The sequence below is a fragment of the Tabrizicola sp. genome (assembly GCF_016792905.1).
Classification (GTDB): Bacteria; Pseudomonadota; Alphaproteobacteria; order Rhodobacterales; family Rhodobacteraceae; genus Tabrizicola.
The window spans coordinates 1-14891 of the sequence record NZ_JAEULP010000089.1 but is presented as its reverse complement, the minus strand read 5'-3'; the positions used below and the strand labels follow the sequence as shown (position 1 = coordinate 14891).

16 protein-coding genes are annotated in these 14891 nt (G+C 65.8%); 8 read left to right on the top strand and 8 right to left on the bottom strand.

Going from position 1 to position 14891, the window contains the following annotated elements:
* Nucleotides 1–233: 233 nt before the first annotated feature.
* A complete protein-coding gene (locus tag JNL31_RS18840) occupies nucleotides 234–914 on the top strand; it encodes a hypothetical protein (protein WP_294976818.1) in 681 nt (226 codons plus the stop codon).
* Nucleotides 915–1006: 92 nt separating this feature from the next.
* Here JNL31_RS18840 and uvrC read toward each other — a convergent pair whose 3' ends face one another.
* The 4 genes from uvrC to JNL31_RS18820 form a co-directional block, all read right to left on the bottom strand.
* Entirely contained in the window at nucleotides 1007–2863 is a 1857-nt protein-coding gene (uvrC, locus tag JNL31_RS18835) for an excinuclease ABC subunit UvrC (RefSeq protein WP_294976816.1), read from the bottom strand.
* Between the two features lie 301 nt (nucleotides 2864–3164).
* The gene (locus JNL31_RS18830) at nucleotides 3165–3938 is read right to left on the bottom strand and encodes an SDR family oxidoreductase (protein ID WP_294976814.1); all 774 of its coding nucleotides are present in this window, start codon (nucleotides 3936–3938) and stop codon (nucleotides 3165–3167) included.
* Entirely contained in the window at nucleotides 3935–4120 is a 186-nt protein-coding gene (locus tag JNL31_RS18825) for a hypothetical protein (protein ID WP_294976812.1), read from the bottom strand. The genes JNL31_RS18830 and JNL31_RS18825 overlap by 4 nt, the downstream gene beginning before the upstream one ends.
* Complete coding sequence (locus JNL31_RS18820; RefSeq protein WP_294976810.1) at nucleotides 4121–4912, bottom strand: S49 family peptidase; 792 nt, start codon at nucleotides 4910–4912, stop codon at nucleotides 4121–4123.
* 76 nt (nucleotides 4913–4988) lie between these two features.
* On the opposite strand from JNL31_RS18820, the gene JNL31_RS18815 reads away from it, so the two are divergent.
* The 7 genes from JNL31_RS18815 (at nucleotide 4989) to JNL31_RS18785 (ending at nucleotide 12048) form a co-directional block, all read left to right on the top strand.
* Complete coding sequence (locus JNL31_RS18815) at nucleotides 4989–5870, top strand: LysR family transcriptional regulator (protein WP_294976808.1); 882 nt, start codon at nucleotides 4989–4991, stop codon at nucleotides 5868–5870.
* Nucleotides 5871–5956: 86 nt separating this feature from the next.
* Nucleotides 5957–6427 carry a formate dehydrogenase subunit gamma gene (locus tag JNL31_RS18810; RefSeq protein ID WP_294976806.1) on the top strand — a complete coding sequence of 157 codons (471 nt, stop codon included), beginning with the start codon at nucleotides 5957–5959 and terminating at the stop codon, nucleotides 6425–6427.
* The gene (locus tag JNL31_RS18805; RefSeq protein WP_294976805.1) at nucleotides 6424–7929 is read left to right on the top strand and encodes an NADH-quinone oxidoreductase subunit NuoF; all 1506 of its coding nucleotides are present in this window, start codon (nucleotides 6424–6426) and stop codon (nucleotides 7927–7929) included. The genes JNL31_RS18810 and JNL31_RS18805 overlap by 4 nt, the downstream gene beginning before the upstream one ends.
* A complete protein-coding gene (locus JNL31_RS18800) occupies nucleotides 7926–8138 on the top strand; it encodes a DUF4287 domain-containing protein (RefSeq protein WP_294976803.1) in 213 nt (70 codons plus the stop codon). The genes JNL31_RS18805 and JNL31_RS18800 overlap by 4 nt, the downstream gene beginning before the upstream one ends.
* 1 nt (nucleotide 8139) lies before the next feature.
* On the top strand, nucleotides 8140–11031 hold the full coding sequence (gene fdhF / locus JNL31_RS18795) for a formate dehydrogenase subunit alpha (protein WP_294976801.1): 2892 nt from the start codon (nucleotides 8140–8142) through the stop codon (nucleotides 11029–11031).
* The gene (gene fdhD / locus JNL31_RS18790; protein ID WP_294976799.1) at nucleotides 11028–11828 is read left to right on the top strand and encodes a formate dehydrogenase accessory sulfurtransferase FdhD; all 801 of its coding nucleotides are present in this window, start codon (nucleotides 11028–11030) and stop codon (nucleotides 11826–11828) included. Before fdhF ends, fdhD begins: the two co-directional genes overlap by 4 nt.
* Nucleotides 11818–12048 carry a formate dehydrogenase subunit delta gene (locus JNL31_RS18785; RefSeq protein ID WP_294976796.1) on the top strand — a complete coding sequence of 77 codons (231 nt, stop codon included), beginning with the start codon at nucleotides 11818–11820 and terminating at the stop codon, nucleotides 12046–12048. The genes fdhD and JNL31_RS18785 overlap by 11 nt, the downstream gene beginning before the upstream one ends.
* A 138-nt stretch (nucleotides 12049–12186) precedes the next feature.
* On the opposite strand, the gene rfbA is transcribed toward JNL31_RS18785, so the two are convergent.
* From rfbA to JNL31_RS18765, 4 genes are all read right to left on the bottom strand, one after another.
* Nucleotides 12187–13059: a glucose-1-phosphate thymidylyltransferase RfbA gene (gene rfbA / locus JNL31_RS18780; RefSeq protein WP_294976794.1), complete on the bottom strand. Its 873-nt coding sequence runs from the start codon at nucleotides 13057–13059 to the stop codon at nucleotides 12187–12189.
* Nucleotides 13056–13901 (bottom strand): dTDP-4-dehydrorhamnose reductase, encoded by an 846-nt coding sequence (rfbD, locus tag JNL31_RS18775; RefSeq protein ID WP_294976792.1) that lies wholly within the window; start codon nucleotides 13899–13901, stop codon nucleotides 13056–13058. The genes rfbA and rfbD overlap by 4 nt, the downstream gene beginning before the upstream one ends.
* Complete coding sequence (locus JNL31_RS18770; protein WP_294976790.1) at nucleotides 13898–14680, bottom strand: YdcF family protein; 783 nt, start codon at nucleotides 14678–14680, stop codon at nucleotides 13898–13900. Before JNL31_RS18770 ends, rfbD begins: the two co-directional genes overlap by 4 nt.
* The coding region (locus JNL31_RS18765; RefSeq protein ID WP_294976787.1) for a GDP-mannose 4,6-dehydratase at nucleotides 14680–14891 on the bottom strand (212 nt) is incomplete at its 5' end. The genes JNL31_RS18765 and JNL31_RS18770, both read right to left, overlap by 1 nt.

Genomic DNA, 14891 nt, shown 5'->3' with positions numbered 1-14891 from the left:
GCGAATCGGGGCTGGCCGGGTGCCCCCCACCCCCATCTCCTCCCCACGGAGGGGGGAAGGGCGGCGCTTGGGGCTTCTGGTGTGCTGAGGTGGTGGGGGGAGTGCCTGGGCTGGGCGGCGGATGCCTCCGGCGGGGATATTTGGGGACAGATGAACGGTCAGGGGTTTCGGAGGGGGCGGGGGAGTAGGGGTGTGGTAGGGTGAGGCGGTGCTGTTAAGGGTGGTGGGCTGGGATGAAGACGGTTGTGGTTGTCTCGGCGATTGTTGCCGTGATGTTTGCTTTGGCTTGGGCGATTATAATGCCCGAAACGCATAGCTGGCGGCAGAAGCTGACGCTGGTGGTCGAGACGCCGGGAGGTGAGGTCACGGGTTCGTCGGTCGTTGAAGTGCGGGTGGACTACTACTCAGGTGGCCAGATCATGAGCGGCACCGAGGTCCATTATGATTTGACGGGCGAGGCAGCGGTGGTTGAGGTTCTGCCGGGCAGATACCTCTTTGCGCTGATGGGTGACAGTGAGGAGCTGTTCTTCCGGGCGGCAAAGGATCAGTTCAAGGGCATGACGCGGGGCGAATGGCTGCGCGAGATGCCCGGGCAGACGGAGCTTGTGACCTTGACCGACGATCTGATCCCGATGCTGGTGACGTTCGATGACATCACCAAGCCGGAGACGGTGCAATTGGTGGAGCCGACGGGCCTTACGGCGGTGTTTGGCGAGGGGGTGAGGTTGAAGGCGGTGACGCTGGAGATCACACGGGAGGCGGTGACGGAGGGGCGGGTTGAGGGGGCGTTGAGGTGGTTGTGTAGCTACACGAATCCGCACAGGCGATTGAGCGGGAAGAGCGGAGCAATTTTCGACAATGAGTTGTCAAACAGGCTCGGTCCCGTCAGTTTCTCGACTGGAGGGTGCAAGTGATCGCGTCCTTCCCGCGAAAGTCGGCAACCGGACTTTAGCGGATGGATCCCCGCGATGACAAAAGGGAGTCGGGCTGAAGCCCGACCTACGGGTCACCCCTTCGCCGAGAAGTAGTCCGCAATCGTCTTGGCCATCGCTTCGGAAATCCCGTCCACCGCCTGCAAATCCGCCACGCCCGCCCGCGCGACGGCTTTGGCGCTGCCGAAGTGTTGCAGGAGGGCGCGTTTCCTTGTGGCTCCGATGCCGGGGATGTCGTCCAGCGGCGTCAGGCTGACGGCCTTCGCCCGTTTGGCGCGGTGGGCGCCGATGGCCCAGCGGTGGGCTTCGTCGCGGAGGCGCTGGATGAAGTAGAGGACGGGGTCGTTCCGTTGTAGGGCGAAGGGGCGTTCGCCGGGGCGGTGGAATTCCTCTTTCCCGGCGTCGCGGTCGATGCCTTTGGCCACGCCGACCATGGCGATGTCGTCCACCCCAAGCTCGGCCATGATCCCGGCGACAGCCGAGACCTGCCCGGCGCCGCCGTCGATGAGGAGGAGGTCGGGCCACATGTCGGTCTTGCGCTCGGGGTCTTCCTTCAACAGGCGCTCGAACCGGCGGGTCAGCACTTCCTTCATCATGCCGAAGTCGTCGGAGTTCGCCCCCGCCTCGGACTTGATGTTGAACTTGCGGTATTGCGATTTCAGGAAGCCTTCCGGCCCGGCGACGATCATCCCGCCCACGGCATGGGCACCCTGGATGTGCGAGTTGTCGTAGACCTCGATCCGCTGCGGCGGGGCGTCGAGGTCGAAGGCTTCGGCGAGGCCGGCGAGGAGCTTGTTCTGCGTGGTCGACTCGGCCATGCGGCGGGCGAGGCTTTCGCGGGCGTTCCTTGTGGCGTTCTCCACCAGTTCGGCCTTTTCGCCGCGCTGCGGAATGGCGAGTTCCACCTTGCGGCCTGCCCGCGCCGACAGTGCCTCGGTCACCAGGTCGGGGTTGTCGACGGGGTGGGAGAGCAGGATCAGGCGGGGCGGGTCCTTGTCGTCGTAGAACTGGGTGAGGAAGGCTTCCAGAATCTCCGGCGCTTCGGCCCCGGCACCGGTCTTGGGATAGAAGTCGCGGTTGCCCCAAGACTGGTTGGCGCGGATGAAGAAGACCTGGACGCAGGCCTGCCCGTGTTCAAGATGGAGCGCGACGACATCGGCCTCGGTCACGCCCTGCGGGTTGATGCCTTGCGTCTGCTGGACCTGAGTCAGGGCCTTGATGCGGTCGCGCAGCGCGGCGGCGCGCTCGAATTCCATCTGCGCAGAAGCCTCGGTCATGGCCTTGGCAAGGTCGGCCTGGACGGAGGTGGTCTTGCCTTCGAGGAAACGCTCGGCATCGGCGACAAGGGTGGCGTAACCCTCCTGGCTGATCTTGCCGACGCAGGGCGCGGAGCAGCGCTTGATCTGGAATTGCAGGCAGGGACGGGTGCGGGTTTCGAACATCGAGTCCGAGCAGTTGCGGAGGAGGAAGACCTTCTGCAACTGGTTGAGCGTGCGGTTCACCGCCCCGGCACTGGCGAAGGGGCCGAAATAGGCGCCCTTCTCGGACTTCTTGCCGCGGTGTTTCTTGATCTGCGGATAGGGGTGTTCGGCGGAAATGAGGATGTTCGGGAAGCTCTTGTCGTCGCGCAGAAGCACGTTGTAGCGCGGCTTCAGCTGCTTGATCAGGTTCTGTTCGAGAAGCAGCGCCTCAAGTTCCGTCCGCGTGGACAGGAACATCATCGAGGCGGTTTCATGGATCATCCGGGCGATGCGGCCGGAATGACCCGAGGGGCGGGCGTAGTTGGTGACGCGGGCCTTCAGGTTGCGCGCCTTGCCGACATAGAGCACTTCGGAGGCCGCGTTCAGCATCCGGTAGACGCCGGGCGAGCCGTCCAGCGTGCGGAGGTAATCCTGGATCACCTCATGTCCGGTGCGGGGTTTGTCATCCATGGTTTTCGGTCTGTCGATTCTAAGGCGGGGCTGCCACCGAACGGGGGGTGGTGGCAAGAGCAAAGCTGTCCACGGTTTCTGGGGATAACTCTGCGGAGAAGATTTCGGGAGGGGGGATTTTCCCTTGTTTTCGGCCCGGTTCGTGAGCTTGCCTAATTTTTAGGCACATTTGGAACCTGTTGATTCCAAACAAAAGAATTTCTGCATGGCCGCAAATCCCTGAAATCCCAAGTGAATCATGACGGTCTTGTGACGGTGGCGTGAGAAGTGGACAAGTTGACGCGGCGTCGGTTTGGAAAGGCTATTCCACGCCCAGAACGTCGGGCGTTTTCCAGCCGAGATGTTGGCCGCCGTCGACGGCGATGAACTGGCCGGTAACTGCGGGACTGTCGAGGAAGAATCCCAGCGCGGCGGTGATGTCGGAGGGGTTCGAGCCGCGCCCCAGCACCGTCGCGGCGCGCTGGCGGGCGAAATGCGTCTCGGACTGCCGGGAGCCGCGCAGCGTGGGCCCCGGGCCGATGGCGTTGACGCGGATATGGGGGGCGAGGCCCTGCGCTGCGGTCTGGGTCAGCGCCCAGAGGCCCATCTTGGCGATGGTGTAGGTGGAGAATTCTGGCGTCAGCTTCAGGATGCGCTGGTCGATCAGGTTGACGATCAGGCCTCGGGCGAGAGGCTCGCCGGTTTCGTCCGTCGTCGCAGGAGGGCATTGCCGGGCGAAGGCTTGCGACAGGACGTAAGGAGCGCGGAGGTTGGATTCGATGTGACGGTCCCAACTTTCGCGAGTGGCGGTCTCGATCCGGTCGTATTCGAAGATCGAGGCGCTGTTGACCAGCACCGTCAGCGGGCCAAGCGCGGCGGTGGCGGCGGGGATCAGGGCCTGGACCTGCGCTTCCTGCAAGAGGTCGGCCTGGAAGGCCCGGGCGCGGCGACCCAGCGCGCGGATCTCGGCGACGGTGGCTTCGGCCTCGTCCTGCGAACTGGAGTAATGGACGGCGACGTCATGTCCTCGTTGCGCGAGATAGAGCGCCATCGCGCGGCCGAGCCGTCGGCCTGCGCCTGTCACGAGAGCGGTCATCGGGCCTTGCCCCCGCAAGGGCAGGTCTTCTGCCCGATCAGGTAGCGCCCGCATTTGTTGCAGCGGGGCGGGTCCTGGCGTTTGCGCAGGACGGGGGGCAGGGCCGAGGGGAAGAGGGCACGGCCAATGAAGGCGATCAGCGCCATGAAGCAGAGGAAGATGAGGATGACCTTGACCAGCATCTAGAGCCCATACCGCGCCCAGAGCGCCCTGTCCTCGACCGCGCCGAGGGTTTCGTCGATGAGGGAGAGGCCGAAACGCTGGAACAGGCTGCGCTTGCGGCCAAGGGGAAGGAGCTTCACCTTCTCGCCGTAGAGCTGTTTCAGCTTCGGGACCATATGGGCGATGCCGTCGGTGAGGCCGAGGTCGACCGACTGCTGGCCGACCCAGATGTCGGCGTTGAAGAGATCGGCGCTGGCGTCGAGCCGCTTGCCGCGCGCGTGCTTCACATGGTCGATGAAGGCCTGATGGATCGGGGTTTGCAGGGCCTTGAGACGCTCCACGTCCTCCGCCTTCTGCGGCAGGAACGGGTCGGCGAAGCTTTTCGATTTGCCGGCCGTCACCACGCGACGCTCGACGCCTTGCCGGGCCATCAGGTCCGGGAAGCCGAACGAGGCGAAGATCACGCCGATGGAGCCGACGATGGAGCTGGGATCGACCCAGATGTCATCGGCGGCGCAAGCCAGCCAGTAGCCGCCGGAGGCCGCCACGTCCTCGACGAAGGCGTGGACGGGGATGGTCTTCTCGTCCGCCAGCCGCCGGATACGCGCGGCGATCAGGCTGGACTGCACGGCGGAGCCACCGGGCGAGTTGATCGCCAGCGCCACGGCGACGGGTTTCGACTTGAAGGCCTTCTCGATCAGGGGCGCGAGGGCTTCGTCGTTCAGGGACCGCGTGCCGGTGCCGATGGTGCCGGAAAGGCGGATCACCGGGACGAGGGGCGGTTTCGGCAGGAAGGGGATCAGGCGGCGCATGGGGCAAGAGGTAAGCCGCCAATCCCGAACCGGCAAGGGCTTGCGGGCAAGGGCGGGGCGCGGCAGGGTCTGATGCATGATCGACAAGCTGGAAATGTTCATCGCGCTGGCCAAGGAACGGCATTTCGGCCGGGCGGCGGAGGCCTGCGGGGTGACGCAGCCCTCGCTCTCCAGCGCGATCCGGCAGCTGGAGGATCAGCTGGGCGTGCAGCTGGTGTTCCGGGGTAGCCGGTTTCAGGGCCTGACGCCCGAGGGCCAGCGCGTGCTGGACCGGGCGCTGGGCATCGTCGGCGACGTGCGGGCCTTGCGCGACGAAATGCGGGTGGTGCGGACCGGGCTGTCGGGCAACCTGCGGATCGGGGTGATCCCGACCGCGCTGCCGATGGTGGCCGACCTGACCGGACCCTTCACCCAGAAGCACCCGAACGTGCGGGTGTCGATCCTGTCGCGGACTAGCGTCGAGATCCTGACCGGGATCGAGGCCTTGGATCTGGAGGCGGGGATCACCTACCTCGACAACGAGCCGCTGGGTCGCGTTTCGCAGGTGCCGCTTTACACCGAATTCTACCGCCTGCTGATCGCCCCGGGGTCCGAGCTTGCCGGGCGGCGGCAGGTGAGCTGGCACGATCTGTCGGCGATACCGCTGTGTCTTCTGACCTCGGACATGCAGAATCGGCGGATCGTCAACCAGCATCTGGGCGAGGCCGGGGTGGATGCGGTGCCGATGATCGAATCAAATTCGACGATGGCGCTGGTGGCGCATGTGCTGACCGGGCGCTGGGCGAGCGTGGTGCCGAAGAAGCTGGCCGACATGTTCGTGGCGGACGGGCGGCTGCATTCGATTCCCATCGTCGAGCCGGAGGCGGAACATTCGGTCGGCCTGATCGCCGCGCGTCGCGACCCGCAGACGCCGGTGTTGCAGGCGCTGGTGGATGAGGCGGTGCGGCTGTTTCGATAGGTTTCATCTATCGTTTGACGGTATCATAACATTGAAAACCCTATCAATCGGCGTATACCGGTGCATGCCAGCCAGAGGTTGCCCGCATGCTCGATTCCCACGTCCAGTCCGACCGCATCGCCGAGATCCTTGAGGCCCATTCCGGGCTTGAGGGGCCGCTGTTGCCCATCCTCCACGCGATTCAGGCCGAGTTCGGCTTTGTCCCCGACAGCGCCATTCCGCAGATCGCGGCGGCGCTGACGATTTCCAAGGCGGAAGTGCATGGGGTGATCAGCTTCTACCACGATTTCCGGGAGAAGCCCGCAGGGCGCCATGTGCTCAAGCTGTGCCGGGCCGAGGCCTGTCAGGCAGCCTTCGGCAATTCGGTCGCGGATCGGGCGAAAGAGAAGTTGGGGATCGACTGGCACGAGACGACGCCGGACGGCGCGGTAACCCTGGAGCCGGTGTTCTGCCTGGGCCTCTGCGCCTGCGGGCCTGCGGCGATGGTGGATGGCAAGCTGGTGGGGATGCTGACGCCGAAGTCGGTCGAGAAGCTGATCGACGAGGTGAAGAAATGAGGGTCTGGCTTCCGCTTGACAGTTTCGCCCTGGCGATGGGCGGCGAGGAGGTCGCGGCGGCGATCATGGCCGAGGCGAAGGCGCGGGGCGTCGATGTTACCCTGACCCGCAACGGCAGCCGCGGCATGGCCTGGCTGGAACCGCTGGCCGAGGTCGAGGTGGACGGTGTCCGGCATGGCTTCGGGCCGATGAAGGTGGCGGACGTCGCGGGCCTGTTCGGTGATCTGGCCAAGCATCCGAAGGCGCTGGGCCCGATCGAGGAGCTGGACTGGATGAAAGGCCAAACCCGGCTGACCTTTGCGCGGGTGGGCGTGATCGACCCGCTGTCGCTGGCGGAATACCGGGCGCAGGGCGGCCTGGCCGGGCTTGAGCGCGCCAAGGGCATGACCAAGGCGCAGATCGTGGCCGAGGTGACGGAGTCGGGCCTGCGCGGACGCGGTGGTGCCGGGTTCCCCACGGGGATCAAGTGGAAGACCGTCTCGGAAGCTGCCGGGGACCGGAAATACATCGTCTGCAACGCCGACGAGGGCGATAGTGCCACCTTCGCTGACCGGATGCTGATGGAGGGCGACCCCTTCACCCTGATCGAGGGCATGGCGATTGCCGGGTTGGCCTGCGGGGCGACCAAGGGCTTTGTCTACATCCGCAGCGAATACCCGGTGGCGATCCGGGTGATGCGCGAAGCAGTGGAGATCGCGCGGGCCGAGGGCGTGCTGGGCGCGGCTTTCGACATGGAAATCCGTGTCGGCGCCGGGGCCTATGTCTGCGGCGAGGAGACGAGCCTGCTGAACAGCCTGGAAGGCAAGCGCGGGATCGTGCGGGCCAAGCCGCCCCTGCCCGCGCTGGAAGGCTTCATGGGCAAGCCGACGGTGGTGAACAACGTCATTTCGCTGGCTTCGGTGCCGGTGATCCTGTCCAAAGGGGCGGCGTTCTACAAGGACTTCGGCCTCGGACGGTCGCGCGGGACGATCCCGTTGCAGATCGCCGGGAACGTGAAATACGGCGGGCTGTACGAGACCGCTTTCGGCCTGACCCTGGGCGAGATTGTCGACAGGATCGCGGGCGGCTGTTTCACCGACCGGCCGGTCAAGGCGGTGCAGGTGGGCGGACCCTTGGGCGCCTATTTCCCGCGCGCCTTGTTCGACACGCCCTTTGGTTATGAGGAATTCGCGGCGAAGGACGGGCTGATCGGCCATGCCGGGCTGACGCTCTTCGACGACAGCGCCGACATGCTGCAAATGGCCCGCTTCGCGATGGAATTCTGCGCCATCGAATCCTGCGGCAAATGCACCCCCTGCCGTCTTGGCTCGACCCGTGGGGTGGAGACGATTGACCGGCTGGCGCGCGGCGATGCCTCGGCGATGCCGATCCTGACCGACCTGTGCAACACGATGAAGCTCGGCTCGCTCTGCGCGCTGGGCGGGTTCACCCCCTATCCGGTGATGTCTGCGGTCACGCATTTCCCCGACGATTTCGCCCGGGCGAAGGAGGCGGCGGAATGACCGACAAGGTGAAGGGCCCCGCGTCCTACTTTCCGTCGATCGAAAAGGCCTATGGCCAGCCGATCACACATTGGTTCGCCCAGATTGCCGGGATGCTCGACCAGCCCCATATGAAGATCGTGAGCTATCTGAAAGAGACGCACGCGATCGGTCACGGCCATGCCAACGCCATCGTTGCCCATCAGCTTGCCGCCAGGAAAGGTTCCTGAGATGAAAGACTTCATCATTCCCGACCGCGACTTCGGCACTCCGGCTGCGAAGTCCAAGACCATGGTGACGCTGACCATCGACGGCTTCGACGTGACGGTGCCGGAAGGCACCTCGATCATGCGCGCGGCGAACGAGATCGGGATCGCGGTGCCGAAGCTTTGCGCGACCGACAGCGTCGATGCCTTCGGATCCTGCCGGCTGTGCCTGGTCGAGATCGAAGGGCGCAACGGCACGCCTGCCTCCTGCACCACCCCGGTCGCGCCGGGGATCAAGGTCCACACCCAGACCGGCAAGCTGAAGACGCTGCGCAAGGGGGTGATGGAGCTTTACATCTCGGACCACCCGCTGGACTGTCTGACCTGTGCCGCGAACGGCGACTGCGAGTTGCAGGACATGGCGGGCGTCGTGGGCCTGCGCGATGTGCGATATGACGCGGTCGATACCCATTTCCGCGCGAAGAACACCAGCGGCGAGGCCAACCCGCAATGGCTGCCGAAGGACGAATCCAACCCCTATTTCACCTATGACCCGGCGAAATGCATCGTCTGCTCGCGCTGCGTGCGGGCCTGCGAGGAAGTGCAGGGGACGTTTGCGCTGACCATCGAAGGCCGGGGCTTCGACAGCCGGGTGTCGTTCGGGGCGAAGACCGACAATGCGCTGGCCTCGGACTGCGTGTCCTGCGGTGCCTGCGTGCAGGCCTGCCCGACGGCGACCCTGTCGGAAAAGTCGCTGATCGAGATCGGCACGCCGGACCGCAGCATCATCACCACCTGCGCCTATTGCGGGGTGGGATGCAGCTTCAAGGCCGAGATGCGCGGCGACGAGCTGGTGCGGATGACGCCTTACAAGCACGGCAAGGCCAACCGCGGCCATAGCTGCGTCAAGGGCCGTTTCGCCTATGGCTATGCCATGCACCAGGACCGTATCCTGAAGCCGATGATCCGCGACGCGATCAGCGATCCGTGGAAGGAAGTCTCCTGGGCCGAGGCGATGGAATTCGCGGCCAACCGGATGAAGGGCATCCAGCAGAAATACGGGCGGCAGTCGGTGGGGGTGATCACTTCCAGCCGCTGCACGAACGAGGAGACCTACCTCGTCCAGAAGCTGACCCGCGCGGTGTTCATGAACAACAACACCGACACCTGCGCCCGCGTCTGCCATTCGCCGACCGGCTATGGCCTGGGCCAGACCTTCGGCACCTCTGCCGGGACGCAGGATTTCGATTCCGTCGAGGATTCGGACGTGATGCTGGTGATCGGCGCCAACCCCTCGGCGGCGCATCCGGTCTTTGCCAGCCGGATGAAGAAGCGGCTGCGCAAGGGCGCGAAGTTGATCGTCGTCGACCCGCGCCGGACGGAAACGGTGGAAGGCCCGCACTACAAGGCGGCGCATCACCTGGCGCTGACGCCGGGGACCAACGTGGCCGTGGTCAGCGCTCTGGCGCATGTGATCGTGACCGAGAAGCTCTACGACGAGGAGTTCATCCGCACGCGCTGCGACTGGGATGAATTCCAGGACTATGCCGAGTTCATTTCCGCGCCCAACCATTCGCCGGAAGCGGTGCAGATCGTGACTGGCGTTCCGCCGGAAGAAATCCGCAAGGCGGCCCGGCTGTACGCGACCGGCGGCAATGCGGCGATCTACTACGGCCTTGGTGTTACCGAGCACTCGCAGGGGTCGACCACCGTCATCGGCATCGCCAACCTTGCCATGCTGACCGGCAACATCGGTCGGCGTGGCGTGGGGGTGAACCCGCTGCGGGGCCAGAACAACGTGCAAGGCTCTTGCGACATGGGGTCCTTCCCGCACGAGCTGCCGGGCTACCGCCATGTGAAGCACCCGGAAGTGCGCGCGATCTACGAAAAGGCCTGGGGCGTGACCATCGACCCGGAGCCGGGCCTGCGCATCCCGAACATGCTGGACGCGGCGGTCGAGGGCACGTTCAAGGGCCTGTACTGCCAGGGCGAGGATATCCTGCAATCCGACCCCGACACCCACCACGTCGCGGCGGGTCTGGCGGCGATGGAATGTGTGATCGTCCACGACCTGTTCCTGAACGAGACCGCGAACTATGCGCATGTGTTCTTCCCCGGCTCGTCCTTCCTGGAAAAGGACGGGACCTTCACCAACGCCGAACGCCGGATCAACATGGTCCGCAAGGTGATGGCGCCGAAGCAGGACTATGCCGACTGGGAAGTGACCCAGATGTTCGCCAACGCGATGCTTAAAGATACGGGGACCGCGACCTGGGGCTACACACATCCCTCGCAGATCATGGACGAGATCGCGATGACCACGCCCAGCTTTGCCGGCGTGACCTATGAGAAGATCGAGACCATGGGTTCGGTCCAGTGGCCCTGCAACGACAAGGCGCCGGAAGGCACGCCCTTGATGCACATCGACGGCTTCGTGCGCGGCAAGGGCAAGTTCATCCGCACCGAATATGTGGCGACGGATGAAAAGACCGGCCCGCGCTTCCCGCTTCTGCTGACGACCGGGCGCATCCTGTCGCAGTACAACGTGGGTGCGCAGACGCGGCGGACCGAGAACGTGGTCTGGCATGACCAGGACGTGCTTGAGATCAACCCGCATGACGCCGAGAATCGCGGCATTCATGAGGGCGACTGGGTGCGCCTCGCCTCTCGGTCGGGCGACACCACGCTGCGGGCGACGATCACCGACAAGGTCTCGCCCGGGGTCGTGTATACAACCTTCCACCACCCGGACACGCAGGCCAACGTGATCACCACCGACTTCTCGGACTGGGCGACGAACTGCCCGGAATACAAGGTGACGGCGGTGCAGGTGGCTCCCTCCAACGGCCCGTCGGAGTGGCAGGAGGAGTACAACGCCCAGGCCGCCCAATCGCGCCGGATCCTGGCGGCGGAATGATCGGCGCGCGGGCCACGCCCCGGCTGGTGTTCGGAAGCTCGGTGATACCGGGCGACCGGGTGCTGCCCGAGGAGGTGGCCGTCGCCCTGTCGTTCAACGGCACGACGCAGGCGGTGATGATGGCAACCCCGGCGGACCTGGAGGATTTCGGGGTTGGTTTCGCGCTGACCGAAGGCATCGCGCGGCCGGAGGACATCCTGTCGGTCGAGGTCGAGGAGGTTGCCCGGGGCTGCGACGTGCAGGTCTGGCTGCGCCCGGAGGCCGAGGCACGGCTGGCGGCGCGGCGGCGGGTGATGGCGGGGCCGGTGGGCTGCGGGCTCTGCGGGATCGACTCGATCGACCAGGCCCTGCGCGAGGTGCCGGTGGTGGCACCATCGGCCTTCCGGATGACCCCCGCGCAGGTGCTGGCGGCGGTGGCGGCGCTGCCGGGCGAACAGCGGCTGCATGACGCGACCCGCGCGGTGCATGGCGCGGCGTTCTGGAACGGGCGGGTGCTGCTGGCGCGCGAAGACGTGGGGCGACACAATGCGCTGGACAAGCTGGTGGGCGGGATGCAGCGGCAGAGTGTCCCGGCGGAGGGCGCGGTGGTGCTGACCTCCCGCGTGTCGACCGACATGGTCCAGAAGGTCGCCATGCTGGGGGCACCGATGATCATCGCCGTCTCTGCGCCGACGGTCGCGGCGGTGGAACTGGCCGAGCGGGCGGGGATCACGCTGGTCGCGCTGGCGAAGGGGGACCGCTTCGAGGTCTTCACCCATACGGATCGTTTGACAACGGAGGACAGCCATGTCGGCTGACAAGATCGTTCGCATGGCGAATGACATCGCGAAATTCATGGAATCGAAGCCGCATGCCGAGGGGGTTTCGCTGCTCGCCTCGCATATCAACGATTTCTGGGAGCCCCGGATGCGGCGGCAGCTGTTCCAGAAGATCGACGCGGGCGAGGCAGGGTTCCGGCCGCTGGTGCTGGAGGCTGCGGGGAACATCCGGCGGCCCCCGGCGGACGAGGCGGCCTGATCTGTCCACGGTGGACAGAATTTTGGGCCAAATGATTCCAATGGGTTGAGCGTGGGCGTTCAGGGTTTCTTAACCCGCGCCTGAGGGAAGGAACCGGAGTGTTCGAACACTCCGGCACGATTTCTTCGAAGAAATCGGCTACTCCTTCAGCACACCATCCAGATGGGCGCCGTAGCTGGACTTGCCGAAGACTTTCGCGCGTTCGGCCAATCCGTCGCGGGTGATCCAGCCCTGGCGGAAGGCGATCTCGTCGGGGGAGCCGACCTGCATGCCCTGCCGGTCTTGCAAGGTGCGGACGAAGTTCCCGGCGTCGAGCAGGCTGCCGGGCGTGCCGGTATCCAGCCAGGCGAAGCCGCGACCCATGCGCTCGACCTGGAGCGAGCCCTCGGCGCGATAGTGTTCAAGAACGTCGACGATTTCCAGCTCACCCCGGGGTGAAGGCCCGATCCCGGCGGCGATGTCCGGGGCGCGGCCATCCAGGAAATACAGACCGGTGATGGCGAAGTTTGACGGCGGGACCTTGGGCTTTTCGATGATCTGGGTCACTTTGCCTGAGGCGTCGAAGGCCGCGACGCCATAGCGTTCGGGGTCGGAGACGTGGTAGCCGAAGACGGTGCCGCCCGAAGGCTGCGCATTGGCACGCAGCAGGATTTCCGGCAGGCCATGGCCGAAGAAGATGTTGTCGCCGAGGACCATGGCCGAGGGGGCGCCATCCAGGAAATCGCGGGTCAGGAGATAGGCCTGTGCGAGGCCTTCCGGCCTTTCCTGGATGATCCAGGTGAAGCTGACGCCCCACTGGCTGCCGTCGCCCAGAAGGCGCTGGAACTGCGGCTGGTCCTCGGGCGTGGTGATGATCGCGATCTCGCGGATGCCCGCCAGCATCAGGACGCTGATCGGGTAGTAGACCATCGGCTTGTCGTAGATCGGCAGGAGCTGCTTCGAGGTGCCAAGCGTGATCGGCCAGAGGCGGGAGCCGGTGCCCCCGGCGAGGAGAATGCCTTTGCGGCTCATTGCGTCAGGTCCTTGAGGATGTCGGAAAGGCCCGCCCGCCAATCCGGACGGGGGATGCCGAAGGTGGCGTCGAAGAGGCTGCAATCGAGCCGGGAATTCAGCGGGCGGCGGGCAGGCGTGGGATAGGCCGAAGTCGGGATGTCGTCGATGCGGCAGGGCAAAGCCGCCTGAGCCATGATCTCGCGCGCGAGATCGGCCCAGCTGGTATCGGGAAGGCCCGAGAGGTGATGCGTGCCGCCCTCGGCACCGTCCACGAGCGAACTGGCCGCCTCCACCAGCGCCCGGGCGATTGCGGCGGCGGGGGTGGGGCCGCCGATCTGGTCGGCGACGACGGTGAGGCTGTCGCGTTCCCGGCCGAGGCGGAGCATGGTCTTGACGAAATTCGCGCCATGCGCCGAGACGACCCAGGAGGTGCGCAGGATCAGATGCGGGCCGTCGGCGTCCCGCACGCCGATTTCCCCGGCCAGTTTCGAGCGGCCATAGGCGTTCAGGGGTGCGGTCGGATCATCCGGCTGAAAGGGCAGGTCGCCCTGGCCATCGAAGACGTAGTCGGTCGAGATGTGGAGGAAGGGCAGGCCCTTTGCCGCGGCGGCGCGGGCCATGGCGGCGGGGGTCTCGCCATTGACGACGGTTGCGGCGGCTTCCTCGGTTTCGGCCTTGTCGACGGCGGTCCAGGCGGCGGCGTTGATGATGGCGTCGGCTTCGGTGGCGGCGATGGCTTCGGCGCAGGCGGCGGGGTTCAGGAGGTCGGCTTGGCCGCGGCCAAGGAAGGTGGCGTCGGGGACAAGGCGCTGAAGCTCGCGCGCGACCTGGCCGGTCTTGCCGAAGACGAGGAGCTTCATTTGCCGGTCATCCTGTAGACGAGGGTTCCGAGGTATTCCTTCAGCGCCAGATTGACGCCGAGCAGGTTGCGGTCAAGCCGCCAGATGCCGCGCAGGCCTGCAAGGTCGCCGGAGCGGAAGTCGACGGGCCAGGGGGTTATCCCTTCCCAGCCGTTGCGGGCGAAGGTTTCGTAGGCGCGGGGCATGTGGAAGGCGGAGGTGACGAGGAGCCAGGTCTCGCCCGGTTTGGGCTGGATCAGGTCATGGGTCAGGCGGGCGTTTTCGGCGGTGTTGCGCGAGGCTTGCTCCAGGAGGATGCGGTCGGGGGCGATGCCGAGGGCGGTCCAGGTGTCGCGGACCATTTCCGAGGGGTCGGTCGGGTCTTCGCTGCGCCCGACGGTTGCTGAGCCGCCGGTGAAGACCAGCCGCGCGGCGGGGAAGCGGTGGGCCAGCATGGCGCCTTCGATCAGCCGCTCTCCGGCCTCGTTCAGCTGCGGGCCACCCCAGAGCCGGTAGGCGCCGGTCTGTTCCGCGCCGCCGAGGACGATGATGCCGTCGACCTTTGCCAGATCGGGTCGGGCGGGGAATTGTGCCTCCAGCGGGTCAAGGAGAAGATCGCCGAGGGGGAAGATGGTCAGCGCAAGGGTGCCGGTGAAGAGGAGGCCGAGCGACCAGCCCGCCAACCGCCGTCGCCCGCGCCAGACACCGAAAAGGGCGAGTGCCATGAGGAGGAGCGCCCAGGTTTCGACCCGGGCTGCCATGCCGAGGGTCTTGGAGGCGAGGAAGAACAGGGTTTCCATCAGGCCTTGCCGAGCCGTTCCCCCACGCCCTTGCGGTCGAGGAGGGGTCGCCACCAGGCTTCGTTGTCGAGATACCAGCGGACGGTACGGCGCAGGCCTTCCTCCACCGTGACCGAAGGGCGCCAGCCAAGTTCGTCGCGGATGCGGGAGGGGTCGATGGCATAGCGGGCGTCGTGGCCGGGGCGGTCGGTGACGAAGGTGATCTGGTCGG